General features: G+C 58.8%; 13 protein-coding genes. 7 read left to right on the plus strand and 6 right to left on the minus strand.

Annotated elements, in window-relative coordinates; all coding sequences use genetic code 11:
- Window positions 1-22: 22 nt before the first annotated feature.
- A complete protein-coding gene (gene galK / locus ACOVRA_RS03990; protein WP_421719166.1) occupies window positions 23-1,141 on the plus strand; it encodes a galactokinase in 1,119 nt (372 codons plus the stop codon).
- Window positions 1,138-2,154, plus strand: coding sequence for a UDP-glucose--hexose-1-phosphate uridylyltransferase (locus ACOVRA_RS03995; RefSeq protein WP_421719167.1), 1,017 nt, complete (start codon window positions 1,138-1,140; stop codon window positions 2,152-2,154). Before galK ends, ACOVRA_RS03995 begins: the two co-directional genes overlap by 4 nt.
- Here ACOVRA_RS03995 and gltB read toward each other — a convergent pair.
- Both gltB and ACOVRA_RS04005 read right to left on the minus strand, forming a co-directional pair.
- The gene (gltB, locus tag ACOVRA_RS04000) at window positions 2,151-6,707 is read right to left on the minus strand and encodes a glutamate synthase large subunit (RefSeq protein ID WP_421719168.1); all 4,557 of its coding nucleotides are present in this window, start codon (window positions 6,705-6,707) and stop codon (window positions 2,151-2,153) included. The genes ACOVRA_RS03995 and gltB overlap by 4 nt on opposite strands.
- Window positions 6,708-6,764: 57 nt before the next feature.
- Window positions 6,765-8,222: an NAD(P)-dependent oxidoreductase gene (locus ACOVRA_RS04005; protein WP_421719169.1), complete on the minus strand. Its 1,458-nt coding sequence runs from the start codon at window positions 8,220-8,222 to the stop codon at window positions 6,765-6,767.
- A gap of 288 nt (window positions 8,223-8,510) precedes the next feature.
- Here ACOVRA_RS04005 and ACOVRA_RS04010 point away from each other — a divergent pair, with 288 nt between their 5' ends.
- Window positions 8,511-9,311, plus strand: a complete 801-nt coding sequence (locus ACOVRA_RS04010) for an undecaprenyl-diphosphate phosphatase (RefSeq protein ID WP_421719170.1) — start codon at window positions 8,511-8,513, stop codon at window positions 9,309-9,311.
- Between the two features lie 5 nt (window positions 9,312-9,316).
- Here the strand turns inward: ACOVRA_RS04010 and coaBC are convergent, their stop codons facing one another.
- The gene (coaBC, locus tag ACOVRA_RS04015; protein WP_421719171.1) at window positions 9,317-10,519 is read right to left on the minus strand and encodes a bifunctional phosphopantothenoylcysteine decarboxylase/phosphopantothenate--cysteine ligase CoaBC; all 1,203 of its coding nucleotides are present in this window, start codon (window positions 10,517-10,519) and stop codon (window positions 9,317-9,319) included.
- 36 nt (window positions 10,520-10,555) lie between these two features.
- Complete coding sequence (locus tag ACOVRA_RS04020; protein WP_290805746.1) at window positions 10,556-11,032, minus strand: Lrp/AsnC family transcriptional regulator; 477 nt, start codon at window positions 11,030-11,032, stop codon at window positions 10,556-10,558.
- 103 nt (window positions 11,033-11,135) lie between these two features.
- Between ACOVRA_RS04020 and ACOVRA_RS04025 the strand changes: the two genes are divergently transcribed.
- Together ACOVRA_RS04025 and ACOVRA_RS04030 are read left to right on the plus strand one after the other, a co-directional pair.
- A complete protein-coding gene (locus ACOVRA_RS04025; protein ID WP_421719172.1) occupies window positions 11,136-11,399 on the plus strand; it encodes a DUF6356 family protein in 264 nt (87 codons plus the stop codon).
- Window positions 11,400-11,442: 43 nt separating this feature from the next.
- Window positions 11,443-12,450 carry a YeiH family protein gene (locus ACOVRA_RS04030; protein WP_421719173.1) on the plus strand — a complete coding sequence of 336 codons (1,008 nt, stop codon included), beginning with the start codon at window positions 11,443-11,445 and terminating at the stop codon, window positions 12,448-12,450.
- Here the strand turns inward: ACOVRA_RS04030 and ACOVRA_RS04035 are convergent.
- A complete protein-coding gene (locus ACOVRA_RS04035) occupies window positions 12,447-13,163 on the minus strand; it encodes a GntR family transcriptional regulator (RefSeq protein ID WP_421719174.1) in 717 nt (238 codons plus the stop codon). The two genes, ACOVRA_RS04030 and ACOVRA_RS04035, sit on opposite strands and share 4 nt — an antisense overlap.
- Window positions 13,160-14,431 carry an acetyl-CoA hydrolase/transferase C-terminal domain-containing protein gene (locus tag ACOVRA_RS04040; RefSeq protein ID WP_421719175.1) on the minus strand — a complete coding sequence of 424 codons (1,272 nt, stop codon included), beginning with the start codon at window positions 14,429-14,431 and terminating at the stop codon, window positions 13,160-13,162. Before ACOVRA_RS04040 ends, ACOVRA_RS04035 begins: the two co-directional genes overlap by 4 nt.
- A gap of 99 nt (window positions 14,432-14,530) precedes the next feature.
- Between ACOVRA_RS04040 and ACOVRA_RS04045 the strand changes: the two genes are divergently transcribed.
- Entirely contained in the window at window positions 14,531-15,937 is a 1,407-nt protein-coding gene (locus tag ACOVRA_RS04045) for an MmgE/PrpD family protein (protein ID WP_421719176.1), read from the plus strand.
- The coding region (locus ACOVRA_RS04050; protein WP_421719177.1) for a phenylacetate--CoA ligase family protein at window positions 15,934-17,311 on the plus strand (1,378 nt) is incomplete at its 3' end. The genes ACOVRA_RS04045 and ACOVRA_RS04050, both read left to right, overlap by 4 nt.

Genomic DNA, 17,311 nt, shown 5'->3' on the forward strand with positions numbered 1-17,311 from the left:
AAATAAACCTAGCGGTGTTCCTATGACGAACCCATCACAGTCCCAGATCGCACTCGCACGCTTTAAGGATGCTTTTAGCGGCACGCCAAGGCTTTTTCGTGCGCCGGGGCGGATCAATATCATTGGCGAGCATGTGGATTATGCGGGCGGCAAGGTCATGCCCGCCGCAATCGACTTCGCCTGTTGGGTGGCGGCCCGCCCGAATGGGCTAGACGTTCTCAGGGTCAGCAGTGATTTGGGCCAAAGCGAGCTGTCGCTGGACCAGTTCACCAAACAGGGCGACTGGCGCGATTATGTCGCGGGGGTCGCGTTTGCACTCCGCGATGCGGGCCATGCGGTGCAGGGCTATGATCTCGCCATTGCCTCTGACGTACCGATGGGGGCGGGCGTTTCATCCTCTGCCGCCCTCGAAGTCGCAGTCGGTCTGGCGCTCAGTGGCGGGGCTGTGACGGGGAAAGACCTCGCACTGATCGCCCAAGCAGCAGAAAACACCTATGTCGGCATGGCGTGCGGCATTATGGACCAATTCGCGAGCGCCTGCGGCGTGGAAGGCCATGCCTTGATGCTGGATTGCGCGACCTTGGCCTATCAGCCCATCCCACTACCTTCCACGGCCTGCTTCCTAATCATTGATTCAGGGGTGAAGCACCAGCACACCAGTGGCGGCTATGCCAGTCGACGCGCCGATTGCGAGGCGGCTGCCGCGACCTTTGGCGTGACTTTATTGGCTGAGGTGACAGATCTCGCCGCACTCGACCATTTGAGCGGCAACCCGCTAAAGCGCGCGCGCCATGTGCTGACCGAGATCGACCGCACCCAACGGGCCGAAATCGCCTTGATGCAAGGTGATTTGATGGAACTTGGTCGCCTTCTGAACGCCAGCCATGCCAGTCTGTCGGCCGATATGGAAGTCTCCACCCCCGAAGTGGATCGCTTGACGGCTTTGGCCCAAGCCACCGAAGGCGTTTATGGTGCGCGCATGATGGGTGGCGGCTTTGGCGGCTCCATCATCGCTTTGGTTGAACCCGATTTGGCCGCTGCGGCACTGGAAGCCATTCTGGAAACCTATTCCGCCTATCTGGGCCAGCGGCCCGGAGCCTTTGTGGTGCGGGGAGCGGCTGGTGCAGGGGAAGTGGTATGACCGACCAAAAGCCGCATCGGCGGCAGAATTTGCTGACAGGCGAATGGGTGCTGGTCTCCCCCCATCGGATGGGCAGACCGTGGCAGGGCGAGACGGGAGAAAGCGCGGCTTCTGCTGCCTTGGCCTATGATCCGGCTTGTTATCTCTGCGCCGGCAATACGCGCGTCGGCGGGGTGGTCAATCCCGCCTATGAGGGTGTGTGGGTGTTCGATAACGACTTCCCCGCACTCTTGGCACCAGATGGCGAGGCTGGCCCGCCCGCCGATTCCGTCCTGGTGACAGAGCCTGAGACCGGCGTTTGCCGCGTCATTTGCTATACGCCGGATCATTCCAAAACCATGGCCAGCATGACGCAGGCCGAGATTGCCTCCGTCGTGCACGTCTGGACGGCGCAATGGCAAGAATTATCGGCCCGTCCGGACTTGGCCTCCGTCACCATCTTTGAGAACCGAGGCGCGATGATGGGGGCCAGCAACCCCCATCCCCATGGTCAGATTTGGGCGACATCGAGCGTTCCCAATGAACTTGCGACTGAAGTTGAGCGGCAGGCCGCTTGGTTCGAACAGAACGGTTCGCCTCTTTTGATAGATTATTTGGAACGTGAGCTGGCAGACGGCAGCCGCATCCTGTGTGCCAATGCCCATTTCGTTGCTTTGGTGCCGTTTTGGGCAGCTTGGCCATTTGAGACCTTAGTTTTGCCCCGTCGCGCAGTTGCGGCCTTGGATGATTTGAGCGCTGAGGAACAAGGGGATCTGGCGGACATTCTGCGGCGCTTGACCGCCAGCTTTGACCGCCTGTTTGCCGCGCCTTTCCCTTACACAATGGGCTTGCACCAACGCCCGACACAAAGCCCTGCACCGGGCTTTGTGTTCCACATGCATTTCTACCCGCCGCTGTTACGCTCTGCCACGGTGCGCAAATTCATGGTGGGCTTCGAAATGCTGGCCATGGCCCAGCGCGACCTCACGCCGGAGGCCGCCGCTGAGCGCTTACGGGCTGTTTTGGTCGACTAAGCGCTTGCCAAAGCAGCTTCGGCGTCCAAGGGCTCTGCCAAGCGGGTTAGCATTTCCTTTGGCACGACCTGCCAGACATGACCGATTTCATTGACCAAATCATCCAAGATCCGCCGCCCTAAGGGCGAGCCAGTGGCTTGGACATGGCGTTCTAGCAAGCCGGTGAATTGGCTTTCCCAATGCGGGCTACCGATGCGACGCCAAACGACGCTGTCGGGATTGATCAGCTTGGGCAAACGGTTGGCTGGGTCCCACACAAAGGCCATACCGCCCGTCATGCCCGCCGCGAAATTGTCGCCAACGGGCCCTAGCGAAATCACGAGGCCTCCCGTCATATATTCGCAGCCATTGGCCTCCATCCCTTCCACGACAGCCGACGCACCAGAGTTGCGCACGGCAAACCGCTCGCCCGCTTGGCCAGACGCCAAAAGCGTGCCCGAGGTCGCACCATAGAGGCACGTATTGCCGATGATGGCGTTTTCTTCGGGTTTCAGGCCAGAGCCTGAAGGTGGGCGCAACACAATCGTCGCCCCTGATAGGCCTTTGCCGACATAATCATTGGCGTCGCCCACCACGTCCAAGGTCAGGCCTTGGACGCCAAAGGCACCCAAGGATTGCCCGCACGACCCTTCAAGGCGGACCGTTAAGCGGCCTTCGGGCAGTGCGGCCATGCCAAATTTGCGCACGATGGCGCTCGATGACCGTGTGCCAATGGCGCGCTGTACGTTACGCACGCCGTAAGCCAGTTGCATCTTTTCGCCCCGCTCAAAGAAGGGGGCTGCATCGCGCAGGATTTGTGCGTCGAGCGTGTCGGGCACTTCAACGCGCGGCTTATCAGTGCCAAAGCGGGTTGGCTTGGCCCCTTCGACGCGCACCAGCAGCGGGTTCAAGTCGAGGTCGTCGAGATTAGCAGCCCCGCGGCTGACTTGGCGCAACAGGTCGGTGCGGCCTACCACTTCGTTCAAAGTCTTAAAGCCGAGGCTGGCGAGGATTTCGCGCACATCTTCGGCGATGAAACTCATCAGATTGACGACTTTCTCCGGCGTGCCCGTAAAGCGCTGGCGCAGCGCTTCATCTTGCACGCACACGCCCACGGGGCAGGTGTTGGAATGGCACTGGCGTACCATGATACAGCCCATGGCGACCAGAGAAGCCGTCCCGATACCAAATTCTTCTGCGCCCAACATGGCAGCCATCACGATATCCCGGCCCGTCCGCAGGCCACCATCGGTACGCAGCACCACATGGTCACGTAGATTGTTGAGTGTCAGGACTTGATGCGCTTCGGCGAGACCCAATTCCCACGGAATGCCAGCAAATTTGATCGAGGTTTGAGGTGATGCCCCCGTACCACCGACATTGCCCGCAATCAGAATGATGTCGGCCTTGGCCTTGGCGACACCAGCGGCCACTGCACCAATACCCGATTGGGCAACGAGCTTCACGCAGACTTTGGCTTCAGGATTGATCTGCTTCAGATCATAGATCAGCTGGGCCAGATCTTCGATTGAATAGATGTCATGGTGTGGCGGTGGGCTGATCAAGGTTACGCCCGGTGTTGCATGGCGCAGGCGGGCGATCATTTCGGTGACTTTAAAGCCGGGCAATTGCCCGCCTTCGCCGGGCTTGGCCCCTTGCGCGACTTTGATCTCAATTTCGCGGCATTGGTTCAGATATTCCGCCGTCACGCCAAAGCGGCCAGACGCGACCTGCTTCACCGCGCTATTGGGATTATCGCCGTTGGGCAGAGGCTTATAGCGCTCACGGTCTTCCCCGCCTTCACCGGAAACGGACTTTGCGCCAATGCGGTTCATCGCCACGTTCAGGGTACCATGCGCCTCTGGGCTTAATGCGCCCAAGGACATGCCGGGCGTATTGAAGCGCTTGCGGATTTCATTCAGGCTCTCAACTTCTTCCAAAGCCACCGCTTTGCTGGTGGATTGGAAGTCCAACAGGTCGCGCAATTGGATGGGTGCGCGACCACTGAGCAGGCCCACATATTTCTGATAAGCCGCATAAGAGCCCGTGTTACAGGCGGTTTGCAGCTGATGGATTTGTGCGGCCTCAAGCGCGTGTGGCTCACCCGAAGCGCGGGCCTTGTAGAGCCCACCGATGGGGAGGCTAACCACGGCCTCTTCCCACGCTTTGGCGTGGATTGCTTGAGCCTTCAGCGCAATACCCTGCAGACCGATGCCGGAAATGCGCGAGCTCATGCCGGGAAAGAAATCCGCCACCAAAGCGCGGGACAGGCCAAGGGCTTCGAAATTATAGCCACCGCGATAGGACGAAATGACCGAAATCCCCATTTTAGAGAGGATTTTCAGAAGGCCCGCTTCCACCGCCTTTTTGTAATTCACCACGGCTTGGTTGAGCGTGAGCGTGCCCAACAGACCGCGCGCATGACGATCCGCAATCGCCTCTTGCGCCAGATAGGCGTTGACGCAAGTCGCGCCGACGCCAACCAGAACAGCGAAATAATGGGTGTCGACGCATTCCGCCGCACGCACCGTGATGGAGCAATAAGACCGCAAGCCCTTGGCAACCAAATGGGCATGTACGCCGCCTGTGGCCAAGATCATCGGTGCGGCGATCCGGCCGGGGCCTTGATGCTCATCACTCAACACCAATTGGCTTTGACCCGCGCGGACGGCATCTTCGGCTTGCGCCTTGATCCGGTCTAACGCTTCGCGCAAGGCAGCTCCGGCGAGGTCTGGGTCCTCTGGCATCTCATAGCTGCAGTCGATAAAGGCCACGCCTGCGCCCAACATGGCGACCATGCGGTCATACATGCCGGTGGTCAGGGCGGGACTATCCAGCACGAACACGTCCTGCTGGGTTTCGTCATGCGCCAAGATATTGCCGAGGTTTTTAAAGCGCGTTTTCAGGCTCATCACCCGCTCTTCACGAAGCGGGTCGATTGGAGGGTTGGTGACTTGGCTGAAGTTCTGCTTGAAGAAGTGCGACAAAGGCCGATAGCGCGAGGAAAGCACGGCCAGCGGGGAATCGTCACCCATCGAGCCCAAAGCCTCTTTGCCCTCTTCCGCCATGGGGGCGAGGACGACTTCCAATTCTTCCAAGGTCAAGCCGGCAGCGACTTGGCGGCGCAGCAATTCTTGGCGCGAATAGAGCTTAGGCTCTGGTCCCGGTCCGATGCGGGCCTCCAAATTCACGACGTTGGAGTTCCACTTCACATAGGGGTGGGCGCTGGCCAATTTGTCGATGATCGCCTCATGGGTATAGAGCTTGCCCTTCTCCATATCGACGGCAAGCATTTCGCCCCGACCAACGCGGCCCTTTTTGGTGATGACGCGACCATCGAGCGGGCACATGCCGGTTTCAGAGCCGACGGCCAGTATGCCGTCCTGCGTCACCGAATAGCGCATGGGGCGCAGACCATTGCGGTCCATACCGGCAACCGCCCAGCGACCGTCATAAATCGCTAGAGCGGCAGGCCCATCCCAAGGCTCCATCACCGCGTTGCAATAGGCATAAAGCGCCATGTGGCTGGGCTTCATGATGTTTTCTTGCTTGGCCCAAGCCTCTGGCACCAAGAGTGCCTTGGCCATGGGGGCAGAGCGGCCCGCGCGAACGAGGACTTCGCACACATTGTCGAGCGCTGCGGAGTCCGACCCGCCAGCTTGCACGATGGGCTTTACGTCTTCCTGATAATCGCCAAAGGCTTCAGACGCCATCGGGATCTCATGGCTCTTCATCCAATTGATATTGCCTTTGACGGTGTTGATCTCGCCATTATGGGCCAACATGCGGAAGGGTTGGGCCAAGTGCCATTGCGGGAAGGTGTTGGTCGAATAGCGTTGGTGATAAATTGCCACCGCCGACACAAACTTCTCATTCTGCAAGTCTGGGAAGAAAGTATCGATGCTTTCGGCCAAGAACATGCCCTTATAAATGACCGACTTGGACGAGAAGGAGCAGACATAAAAGCCCGAAACGCTCGATGCCAAGGCACGCTTTTCAATGCGGCGACGGCAGATGAACAGGGTGCGTTCCAGCTCTTCTGCACTGCGACCCCGTGGGTCGTAGAAGAGGATTTGCTCAATCTCAGGCCGGGTCGCATTGGCCTTTTCGCCGATGACCGAGATATCGACCGGCACTTGCCGCCAGCCATAGATGTAAAAGCCAAAGTTCAGGATTTCGCGCTCAACAATCGTTCGCGCGGTTTCTTGCGCGCCAAAATCGGTTCGCGGCAAGAAGATCATGCCCACGCAGATTGGATCGTCGGTTGGGCTGTGCCCTGTGCGCGCGACTTGCTCACGGAAGAAATCTTGCGGCACGTCGACGCGCACGCCTGCGCCATCGCCCGTCTTGCCATCGGCATCCACAGCACCGCGATGCCAGACGTTCTTCAACGCCTTTAGCGCCATCGCCACAATGTCGCGACGGGGCTTGCCATCGAGGGCGCAGACAAGGCCTACCCCGCAAGAATCCTTTTCATCCTCAGGATTATAGGCGTTTCCATCGGTCAGGATCTGCCGGTTCTTGAGATAGAGGTCGATTTCGCTAGAGCCGCTGGGCGGGAAAGAAGTGGTCATGATCTGGTGCCTTTGGCGGGCCGAAGCCCTCTCGTTATCTGCAAGGTAAAGGGCGGCTTATTGCGCCGCGAATTTGGCTGCGGTGGCGCGCATCCGGGCCTGTTTGCGCATGGCCGTATGCATGTGCTCAGCGGCCTCACGGCCATCCTTAATTGCCCAAACAACCAGGGAGGCCCCGCGAACAATATCGCCTGCCGCAAACACGTTCGGGATGGAGGTTTCGCCCGTGATCGCATCTGCGCGAATGGTGCCCCAACGGCTGACTTTCAGGGCAGGCTCGTCAAACAGGGTCTGAACATTTTCAGGGTCAAAGCCTAAAGCCTTAATGACCAGATCGGCGGGCACATCAAATTCGCCACCCGCCACTTCTTCAGGGCTTTGGCGGCCTGAAGCGTCTGCTTCGCCCAAGCGCATGCGGGCTGCCAGAACCGAGGTGACACCGGCTTCGTTGGAGTGCACCGCCTTGGGTGCCGCCAACCACTCAAACATCACGCCTTCATCTTCGGCATTGCTGACCTCGCGTGCACTGCCAGGCATATTGGCGCGGTCGCGACGATAGAGGCAGGTGACTTTGGCCGCGCCCTGACGGATGGCGGTGCGGACGCAATCCATGGCCGTGTCGCCGCCACCGATGACGACGACGCGTTTGCCAGCGGCATTGAGCGCGCCACTATCAAAGTCAGCGACCTGATCGCCAAGGCCCGTCCGGTTAGAAGCGGTCAAATAATCCAACGCCTCGACTACACCTGCACCGCTAGAGCCGGGGCAAGGCAAGGCGCGCGCTTTATAAACGCCAATGGCGATCAGCACGCTGTCGTGGGTCGCCCGTAAATCAGCCAAGGTCCCATCGCGACCCACTTCATAATTGAGCACGAATTTCACGCCCGAAGCCTTCAAATGCTCCACCCGGCGGGTCACCACATCCTTTTCCAGCTTGAAGCCGGGGATGCCATACATCAGGAGGCCGCCCGCGCGGTCATAGCGGTCATAGATGGTGACTTGATAGCCCTTATTGCGCAGGGCTTCAGCTGCCGCCATCCCGCCAGGGCCAGCACCGATGATACCAACATGCTCAGCCAATTCCTTCGGCGGCACAATCGGCTCTATCCAGCCATTTTCCCAAGCGGTCTCGGTGATATAGCGTTCCACCGCGCCAATGGTGACGGAGCCATGGCCAGACTGTTCGATCACGCAAGAACCTTCGCACAAACGGTCTTGCGGGCAGATGCGGCCACAGATTTCCGGCATGCTATTGGTGGCGGAGGACAGCGCATAGGCTTCTTCCAAGCGACCTTCCGCCGTCATTTTCAGCCAGTCGGGGATATTATTCTGCAGCGGGCAACCCGATTGGCAGAAAGGCACACCGCATTGTGAACAGCGCGAAGCCTGCTCATTGGCCTTTTGGGTGATGAACTCCCCATAAATCTCATGAAAATCGGCCGTGCGCGTCGAAGCGGGACGCTTCTCAGGCGTTTGAGGGTCGATACTGACGAATTTGAGGAGCCGTTCGGCCATGATGTTCTCGCAATTCCAAAGATCACAGGCACAATCGTCGCGCCATGCCAGGGTCCGATACAGACAAACCCGTCCTTTGCCAAGGCAAAACTGCACAATTAGGTATTAATTCATACCAATTGTAATGGGATCACTCGAACCTTCACCCATTTGGTCGCGAAATGGTGAAGAAGCATACGACAGCATTGGTATGGTTTAATACCTATTTCACCGATGTAAGCTTGGCTGGTTTTGCGCGCCAAGCCATGCCATGAGGCCCGCAATCAAGCTTACGTTTGAATGGATGCCATGAGCGAGTATTTCGTAGCCATTTTGTTGGGCATTATCGAAGGCCTGACAGAGTTTTTGCCGATCTCTTCGACCGGTCATTTGATTCTGGCTGACCAATTTCTGCCCGGAGCTGTGCCTGACACGTTCGAAACCATGATCCAGCTGGGTGCTGTCCTTGCCGTGGTCGTCCTTTATTTTGAAAAGCTTTGGGGTGCTTTCATCACCCTGCCCTCGAGTCCTGCGTCGCGCCAATTCGCCGCAGCCGTCATTCTGGCCTTCTTCCCTTCCATGTTGCTCGGCGCTTTATTGCACGACTTTATCAAGGGCGTTTTGTTTAGCCCGGTGGTCGTATCGGTCACTTTGGTCGTGGGTGGCATCCTGATCCTGCTGGCCGAGCGGTTCCGCCCCCAGCCGCAAGTCCTCGATGTGGATGATATTTCAGTCGGGATGGGTCTGAAGATTGGCCTTTGCCAATGTTTGGCATTGATCCCCGGCATGTCCCGCTCTGGTGCCACCATTATTGGCGCGATGATGTTGGGCGTGGACCGCAAACCCGCCGCGGAGTTCAGCTTCTTCTTGTCCATCCCCACGATGGTGGGCGTGTTTGCCTATGAAGGTTGGAGCAATCGCGAAGCCTTGCTGGCGCAAGGCGGGCAAGACCTGATTCTCGTCGCCATTGGCTTCTTGGTTGCCTTCATCACCGCGATCTTTGTGATCAAGCTGTTTATCGGCATTGTGCAGCGCATGGGCTTTGCGCCCTTTGCCTATTACCGCATCGTGGTAGGCCTCTTGATGCTTGGAATTTTCTGGCCGTTTTAGTCGGGCTAGGCTTTAAAGTGATCCGCAATCGCGCCGACTAAGCGCGCCGCAATCTGTGCCTTTGGCGCTTCGGGCCAGCTTTGATGACCATCTGCGGTGACCAGCATGATCTGGTTGCTCTCCCCGCCCATGACATCGCCCGAGACGTCGTTGGCCACGACCCAGTCGCAGCCTTTTTTAGCGCGCTTGGCACTGGCATAGGCCAAGACGTCGTGGGTCTCTGCCGCAAAGCCGATAACCAACTCTGGCCTGTTCGGTCCGGCCTGCGCGATGGTCGCCAGAATATCGGGGTTTTCAACCAAATTCATCGCGGGCGCTTTCGCGTCACCCTTAAGCTTCAGCTTCACGTCTGCCTTGGTCTCAGGTCGCCAGTCGGCAACGGCCGCGACGGCGATAAAAATGTCGGCGGGCAAGGCGGTTTGGCAGGCAGCCAACATCTCACGCGCACTTTCAATCCGCGCCATGGTCACACCCGGCACATCGTTTAAAGCCGTAGGGCCCGACACTAAGGTCACCTCCGCGCCAGCTTCAGCGAGTGCTTGGGCAATGGCATAGCCTTGTTTGCCGGAAGATCGGTTGGACAGGAACCGGATGGGGTCGAGCGCCTCAAGCGTCGGTCCCGCTGTCACAATCGCGCGCTTGCCCTTTAAGGGTTTTTCCGCCGATGCCTTCTGCCAAAAAGCCTCAACGCCTGCGGCAATGGCTTCAGGCTCAGCCATGCGACCCAGCCCATATTCACCGCACGCCATCGCCCCTTCATCGGGGCCGATGAAATGAACACCGTCAGCGCGCAAGGTCGCCAGATTGCGCTGCACGGCGGGATGGTCCCACATGCGCACATTCATGGCGGGTGCCATCAAAACAGGCTTGTCCGTCGCCAACAGCGCCGTCGAGGCCAGATCATTGGCCAAACCATTGGCCACCTTGCCGATGAGATCGGCTGTCGCTGGGGCCACGAGGACGAGGTCCGCACTGCGCGAGAGTTCGATATGGCCCATTTTGGCTTCATGGGTCAGGTTGAATAATTCCTGATGCACATCATCCTTAGTCAGGCTGGCCAAAGTCAGCGGCGTGACAAACTGGCTACCGGCTTGAGTTAATATAACCCGACAGCCGATGCCGCGCCTCTCCAGCGCCCGCACCAGTTCGGGGGTCTTATAGGCAGAGATCCCTCCACCCACGATTAAGAGGACGTGCTTCAAGCTCATACCCGCCATTTAGACCATAAAAACTTGTACCAAAAGCTAAATTCGCAAAGGCACAGCGGTGGTAAATTTGATCGTCTCCATCGCAAAGCTCGAACTTACGTCGCTAAGCTTCGCGCTGCGGATCAGTTTCTTATAGACGCGGTCATAATCGGCAATGGAAGCGACCAAGAGTTTGAGCAGATAATCGGTATCCCCACTCATGCGGTAAAACTCCACCACTTCCGGGATGGCCGAGACAGAGCGGGCAAAGTTCTCTAGCCATTCATCGGAATGGTCAGAGGTCTTGATAGCGACAAAGACCGTCATACCCAGTCCCACCGCCTCTGGATCGATCAAAGCAACCCGCTTGGCGATGATGCCCGCCTCTTCCATCCGCCGGATACGTCGCCAAGCGGTGTTGGCAGACATGGCGGTGCGCGACGATAATTCCTCTAAAGATACAGAGGCATCGGTTTGAAGTATGGACAAAAGCTTAATGTCCGCTTCGTCAATTTTTTGATTTTCTGGCTTCATGATCGAAGAAATATACCAAAGCCGTGCTGATACTCAATAAGAAAGTGAAAATTTACCATAGAATCTGTGAGAACCTTTGTCTGCAAATGGGGAGACAGCAGATATGTTCAAAAAATTATTTGTCGAGCATCCAGAGAGCGTCGGCGAAAGCTATTTTGAACATTTAGGTGTGGCCTTTAGTTTCGGCTTCCAAATGTTGGGTGCGGCCTTCGCCTGCATCATTCACGGCCTGATCCCCGGCCTGTTTAAGTCCACTGGCAGCCAGACCATTTGTTGTCTGCACGACCGGATGGTCCTGCACCGCAATACCAAGCATGCCGCTGCACCGAGCCCAATTGTACAGTCTGGTGAAACAGCCCTAAGCTGAATGTGTCGGCGCGTTGGGTAGGCGCGCCTGATTGTGGGGCCACATGTTTAAATCGCTGACAAAGTTTGGCCCCGGTGTTGGTTTGGGTCTCTTTCTAGCTGCCATTGCTTATTTCCCGACCCAGGGCACGCGCGTTCCCACCCTGTTGATTGCGCTGCTGCTCGGCATGTTGGCCGCTATTGTCTTGACCAAGCCCACCTTCAAGCCCGGCAATGATTTATTGGCCAAGCCCCTGTTGCGGGTTGGGGTCGCCTTGATGGGTTTCCGCATCACGATTTCAGACTTGCAAGCCTTAGGCTGGCAACCCGCCGTGATCGCCGTCTCAGCTGCCTTTGGCACACTTTGCTTGGGCTATCTGGCAGGGCGGGCTTTGAAACTGCCCCGCGCCACTGCCTTCTTGACGGCGACTTCGGTTGCCATCTGCGGGGCATCGGCTGCTTTGGCGATTGCCACGGTTCTGGCGCGCCGCCCCAATTCGAATGTTGAGCGTGACGTGGTGGCGACCGTGGCCAGCATCACCATCATCGGCACCATCGCTGTGGTCGCCTATCCCGCACTTTGTCACTTCTTCAACATCCCCATGATCCCCTCGGCGGTGTTTCTGGGTGCCTCCATCCACGAAGTTGCGCAAGTGGTTGCGGCGTCTGACGTCTATGGTGAAGCCGCCACGCCTGCAGCCACGACGGTGAAAATGATCCGCGTCGCCATGATGCCGGTCGTGATCTTTGGCCTGTTGATGATCTTGTCCTGGCGCGACCGCAAAGAGGGCGACCAAGAAGAAAATGAAGCCACCGTGCCGGTGTTTCTATTGGGCTTTGTGGCCGCGATTGTGGTCGCCAATACGGGCTGGCTGACGCCTGAAGGCATTGCGGCTTTGACCAAATTGTCCAGCGTCTGCTTGATCGTTTCCATGGTCGCCTTGGGGGCGAACACGTCGATCAAGGGTGTGATGCTGTTAGGCCCACGCGCGGTGGGAGCCCTTCTGATCCAGACCGCCATCATCGCCGCCATCTCCGCAGCCGGGGTCGGCCTCATGATGATGGCAAGCTAGCGACTGACCGACATCGAATAGGTGAAATGCTCGCCCGGGTGGATGCTGATGCTCGCTTGATAGATATGACCTGCAGCATCGAAATAGCGCCGTCGGGTGCGAAGGGCCGGATCGCCCGCATGTTCGTGTAAGGTCTTTGCAAGGCCGCGGCTTAGTTTGATTGCGGAAATGTCTTGTTCAATCGTTGCCGCTAGGACCCCAGAATGGCGGGCGATATATTCGGCGATGGCATGGGGCCAATCGTCTAAAGCGGCGCGCGGTGGGGCAAGGTCGGCGCGCACACAAATGCTTGTATGGGCCAAGGGCCTGCCACCGGTCGTACGAACCCGCAGGCCATCAATCCCAATCCAGCTCTGCGCAAGGTCAAGGCCCATGGCGGCCAGATCGGCTGGATCGGCTGGGCCATAGCTTAAGATCACCAAGCGTGTATCGCGCGCATATTGGAGAATATCGCCAATCTCGCCCCAGCCCTGCGAGAAAGGACCAATCGGCTTGGCCGCAATCACGACCGAGCCTGCACCCCGCCGTCGCTCAATCAGGCCTTCATCGGTCAAGATGCGCAGGGCGTCACGGGCCGTATGGCGTGAGACTTGGTGCGTCGCGCACAAGTCAGACTCCGTGGGCAGGAGGCTGCCTGTCGGATAATGGCCCGAGGCAATGGCCTTGCGCAGGTCGTCTGCCAAACGGCGGTAGAGGGAGTTTGGCGCACTCATGCTTTAACACCTCTCTGCTGCGACCAAGCAGCCATTAGGTCCGCGCGATGCTGGGGCGCGGCCAGCGAGATAATGGCCTGCGCGCGGGCTTCGGTATCGAGGGGCTCTAGATCGACTGCGCCGTGTTCCGTCACCAAGATAGGTGCATCAGAACGGGCAATGGAGACGCTGGGTGTGGCAAGGCGCGGCACAATCCGGGCCTCACCTTGCTTGCCAATGCTTTGCACCATCACAATGGGCTTGCCGCCGGGGCTGAGGCGGGCACCGCGCAAGAAATCGACCGCCCCGCCAACGCCTGCCAGCGTCCGCGATCCGGCAAACTCACAATTAATCTGGCCGAACAAATCCACCTCCAGCGCCGCATTGAGGCTGGTAAAGCGCTCAATCGAGCCAAGATGGGCCGCGCCGTGGGTCTCGGCAATCGGGATCAGCTTTAAGCGCGCCTCTTGCGCCATGCGGTCCTGTAAAGCGTGGCTGCCCAGAATGACACCGGCCTTCAAACTTCCCGCATGATCCGCCAAGGCCCCTGCGTCGATCAGAGGCAGAACCCAATCCCCAATCAGGCCGGAGTAAATGGAAAGGCCGCGTCGCTGGGTCAGCCCCGCCATGATCGCACCGGGCAGCTTGCCAATCCCCGCCTGCAAGGTTGCCCCATCCTCAATCAGGCTGGTCACATGGTGCACCAGAGCGTCCACATCACCAGTTGGAGCTTGGGTCGACAATTCAGCCGGTGGCGCCCCGGCCTCCACCCAAGCATCCAGAGCGCTCAGATGCAGCTTCGGCGCGCCCTTCACCAGTGGCAGGCTTGGATTGATCAGGCCTAGCTTGAAAATTGTGCGGTCAAAGAAAGCCGGGCTGGCATCGGCCGACAAGGACAGCGAGCAAAAGCCTTCGGCATCAGGGGCGGCGAGATGAAACACCGCTGCCTTAAAGGGCGCTGTCCTGAAAAAGCGCCAAGCAGCCGAATAGTGCGACGGAATAATACGGGTCTGGCCTGTCGCGATGGTCGCGGCAAAATCGGGGCTGGGCAGAAAAACTTCCGCCCGGGCTTTCGGCGAAAGGGCCGCCCAATCCAAACGATTGAGGCCCGGAATGAATAGGCCGCAAAAACTCAACTTGTCGGCCAATCCGGGGTTCGCGCGAAATGCTTCTGCCAAGCCCAAAGGCTCTACCGGCCCCGCTGGGATAAAGACCCGTCCTCCGCGTGCCCGTTCAGCCAAAAGGGCTGCTGCCTCTGCGAGAGAGCTAAGCCGCTTAGACTGCGTCATCGGTGTCGAACCATTGGGGGTCTGCACGTTTTTTAGGCCTCGCTCGGCAAAATGGGTCAGAGTGATTGCGCTTCGCGCATAGCATGCTATGTCCCCAATATGTCCGGACAAAGCTCAGAGTCTATACAGACAGGCGCGCCACACACAGCGGCCCAGAAGTTCGCCCAGCATGTGGCCACGACCAGTTTAGCGACCTTGCCGCCGCCCGTAGTGCAAGCGGTGCGCAATTTCACCTTGGACTTAATCGGTGTGGGCATTGCGGGGACGCGCTCTCCCTATGCCACAGGGGTGCGCCAAGCCGCCGCCAAATGGGGCCATGGCGCAGAGGCCAACGTCTTCGCCACGGGGGAGGCTTTACCCGCCCCGCACGCAGCCTTCGTCAATGCGTTTCAGGCCCATGCGCTGGAGTTTGATTGTGTGCATGAAGCGGCGGTGCTGCACCCATTCACCGTTGTAGTCCCGGTCCTTCTCGCTGAAGCGCAACGCACAGGCATGACCGGAGCCCGCTTTACTTCCGCCGCCGCTGTCGGGGTCGATGTCGCCGCAGGCCTAGGCGTCGCGGCCAAATCGCAAATCCGCTTTTTCCGGCCGGCCACCTGTGGCCTGTTTGGTGCGGTGGCTGCCTTGGCCCATGCCCGAGGCCTCACGACCGATCAGACTGCCCACGCTTTTGGCTATGCGCTGGCCTTTGCGTCCGGCACGATGCAGGCCCATGTCGAGGGCACGCCAGCGCTCGCAGCAAGCGTCGCAGGGGCCGCGCGATCTGCCTTTGTGGCCGTCGATTTGGTGGAGGCGGGCCTGCCCGGCCCATTGGGCTCCATCGATGGGCCGTTTGGCTATCTCTCGCTGTTTGAGCTGGAAACCGCTTTAGCGCCCGTGATGGCCAGTCTAGGCAAAGCGTGGCGCGCGGCAGAGGTTAGCTGGAAACCCTTCCCCAGTGGGCGCGCCTCGCACGGTGGGATCGACATGATCCAGCACTTGGCGCGTTTAGGCCTGACCGCCGATAATCTCGACCTCTTGACCATTTCGGCCCCGCCCTTGATCCATCATCTGGTGGGTCGCCCCATTGCGCCAGCGCCACTGGAAGTCAATTATGCCCGCTTGTGCTTGCCCTATGTGGGCGCGATTACTTTGACCAAGGGCGATGTGGGTCTAACGGATTTTACGCCCGACCGCCTCAATGATCCGCTCATCCACCAGATCGCCGCCCGCATCGAAGTTGTAGTCAATGACGTAACAGAGGCCTCGGCCTTCGTGCCGCAATCTGCGCGCGCCCGTCTCAAAGATGGCAGGATTTTGGAAGTGGGCATCGAACAACTCTTGGGCACCCCTCAACGCCCGTTGAGCCGGGAAGCCCATCTGGCAAAGTTTCGGGCCTGTTGCGCGTTCGGCTTTGGCCAGGCCAATCCGGTTCTAGAGGCCGCGCTCATTGAGGCCGTGGACCAGCTAACAGAACTCACCGATGTCGGCCTGTTGGGCCGCCTTGCCGCAGGGATCCTATCGTGACGGACTTACACACCAGCTTTGCCCAAAGCGTGGATTATCCAGCGCTTTTGAAAGACCATCCGATTGGCGATGACTTTGTGAAGATGGCCACCACCATCAGTCGCGACCATTTGCGCGCCCATCAAGAGCGCCTGTTTCAAAAGCTGGTGGCGCGCGCCGCCAAGACCCATTTCTACCAGCGCCTGTGGGGCAAGCATGGGATTGAGGCAGGCGACATCAAATCGCTCGACGATCTGCCCAAACTGCCCACCTTCGGCAAGCAAGAGATTGTTGAGAGTATTGCGCTTCATCCGCCTTTTGGGGACTTTGCGGGCCTGGATTCCTATCCCGATGGTGCTCGGCCGCCGATGATTTTTCACACGACCAGTGGCACGACAGGACGGCCTCAGCCGCTATTCTTCGGGGCCAAAACGCGGGAGGTGCAGAACCTCTTGCTCGCGCGCTTGTTCCGCTGGCAGGGTATGCGGCCAAGCGATGTGGTGCATTCGGTCTATGGTCACGGCATGATCAATGGCGGCCATTATATTCGGGAGGCCGTCACCCGCTGGACAAGCGCGACCTTCATGTCGGCGGGTACCGGGATTGAAACGCGCAGTGCAGCGCAAGTGGCTTTGATGCGCGACTTTGACGCGACCGTCATTTTGGGCTTTACCGACTATATCAAAAAGCTGGCTGAAGTGGCCCGTGCCGAAGGGCTAGAGCCCGGCGTCGATATCCCCATCCGCATGATCTCGGGCCAATTTGGTCGGGAAGATAAGGATGCAGTCTCCGCCCTATGGGGTGGGGCGGCCTGCTATGATTGGTACGGCGTGGGCGATACCGGCATGATCGCGGGCGAAGGGCCAGACCGCGATGGACACTATGTGATGGAAGACGCGCATTGGGTGGAGATTTGCGATCTCGATACCGCCCAACCCGTCCCCGATGGCCAAACAGGCGACCTCATTGTCACCTGTCTGTTCAAGGATGATGTCTATCCAATCATTCGCTTCAACACCCATGATGTCAGCGCATTCCGCACCGACAAAAGCGCCATCGGGGTGCAGTTTAAGCGCATTGAGGGCTTCCTCGGCCGGTCCGACAATATGGTCAAGTTGCGCGGCATCAATGTCTTCCCCCAAGCTGTCGGGCCGATCTTGGCCGAGCTTCCCGCCTTTGCCGGTGAGTGGATTTGTAAAGTCATGCGCGATCGCCAAGGCCGCGATGAGCTTGTGGTCGTGTGCGAAGATCGCGGTGGCAATCCAGAGGCCTATCGTGAGACGTTGAAGCGCAAGCTGGGCATTGAAGCGCAAGTCGAATTGGTGCCACCCGGTGGCACCGCTGCTTTGACCCAGATTGAGTCCAGACAAAAGCCCATTCGCCTGCTAGATCACC

The organism is Aquidulcibacter sp. (assembly GCF_049239865.1).
In the GTDB taxonomy this organism is placed as follows: Bacteria; Pseudomonadota; Alphaproteobacteria; order Caulobacterales; family Aquidulcibacteraceae; genus Aquidulcibacter.